The 802-nt window shown below is 65.3% G+C and carries 1 protein-coding gene and 1 pseudogene; one reads left to right on the top strand and one right to left on the bottom strand.

Annotated elements, in window-relative coordinates; all coding sequences use genetic code 11:
* Positions 1–185 (top strand): annotated as a pseudogene (locus EOA36_RS36395) (DUF4996 domain-containing protein); the annotation flags it as partial.
* 145 nt (positions 186–330) lie between these two features.
* Here the strand turns inward: EOA36_RS36395 and rpsI are convergent.
* A complete protein-coding gene (gene rpsI / locus EOA36_RS36390; protein ID WP_127281312.1) occupies positions 331–786 on the bottom strand; it encodes a 30S ribosomal protein S9 in 456 nt (151 codons plus the stop codon).
* Between the last annotated feature and the right edge of the window lie 16 nt (positions 787–802).

The raw sequence follows: 802 nt of genomic DNA, 5'->3' as shown, positions 1-802 counted from the left end.
AACTGGCGGTCCAGGCCAGCTCGCCGCGCGAAGCCTGGGGCTTCTGGGCCGATCGCGGCGCCACCATCATCCAGACCGACGAGCCGAAGGCGGCGATCGCCTGGCTAGCGGCGAACGGCTATCGTGTGCCTTATGCCGACGAGAAGCGGCCGGCCGAACCGGCGCATACGGCCAGCATCAATTAGGGCTGAAGCTGCCGATCTCCCTCTCGTGACTGTTGCCCGGCAGGTCGGAGGGGCGCCGTCCCACAACCTGTCGATCACTGAAATCTGCGGCCCGAAAAACAAAGGCCGCCCGGAGGCGGCCTTTGATATCGGAAATTCGAAACGCTTAGCGCTTCGAGAACTGGAAGGAGCGACGGGCCTTGGCCTTGCCGTACTTCTTGCGCTCGACGACGCGGCTGTCGCGGGTCAGGAAGCCACCCTTCTTGAGCACGGCACGCAGCGCCGGCTCGTAATAGGTCAGCGCCTTGGAGATGCCGTGACGAACGGCACCGGCCTGGCCGGAGAGGCCGCCACCGACGACGGTGGCGACAATGTCGTACTGGCCCGAACGGTTGGACGCGATGATCGGCTGGTTGAGGATCATCTGCAGGACCGGACGCGCGAAATAGGTCGCGAATTCCTTGTCGTTGACGACGATCTTGCCGGAACCCGGCTTCACCCAGACGCGCGCGATGGCGTTCTTGCGCTTGCCGGTGGCATAGGCGCGGCCCGACTTGTCGAGCTTCTGGACATGGACGGGGGCCGCGGCCTGGGTGTTCGTGTTCCCGGTGGCGGCGCCCAGTTCTGCGAGCGAGGAA

Source organism: Mesorhizobium sp. M8A.F.Ca.ET.021.01.1.1 (genome assembly GCF_003998025.1).
GTDB lineage: Bacteria > Pseudomonadota > Alphaproteobacteria > Rhizobiales > Rhizobiaceae > Mesorhizobium.
This window is presented reverse-complemented; position numbering and strand designations above follow the sequence as displayed.